The sequence below is a fragment of the Alcaligenes sp. PF14 genome (genome assembly GCF_037150615.1).
Taxonomy (GTDB): Bacteria; Pseudomonadota; Gammaproteobacteria; order Burkholderiales; family Burkholderiaceae_B; genus Alcaligenes; species Alcaligenes phenolicus.
Window position 1 is genome coordinate 1 of sequence record NZ_JBAGRS010000031.1, and the last position, 304, is coordinate 304.

Below are 304 nucleotides of genomic sequence, written 5' to 3' on the forward strand. Positions count from 1 at the left end.
TGTTGGCAACGGCGCGTGAACAGGGTTGGCCGGTGGCTCATACGCGTATCGTGTACGCCGATGATGGCGCTGATAACAACATCTTCAGCATTAAAGTCCCCGGCATGCTGGGTCTGATCGAAGATGCGCACAACAGCCACATTGTGCCGGAATTGGCTCCTGCGCCCGGTGAGTTCATCGTTCGCAAGAATGTGCCTTCGGCGTTTTTCGGTACGCCCTTGGCGGCTTGGTTGACCCAGCGTGGTGTGCAAACACTGCTGGTTGCTGGCGCCGTGACCAGCGGTTGTGTGCGTTCCAGCGTGGT

Annotated in this window: 1 protein-coding gene; it reads left to right on the forward strand. The window is 58.6% G+C overall.

Going from position 1 to position 304, the window contains the following annotated elements; genetic code table 11:
* Positions 1-304: isochorismatase family protein (locus WFM49_RS18555; RefSeq protein WP_336974861.1), on the forward strand; the 304-nt coding region annotated here is incomplete at both ends.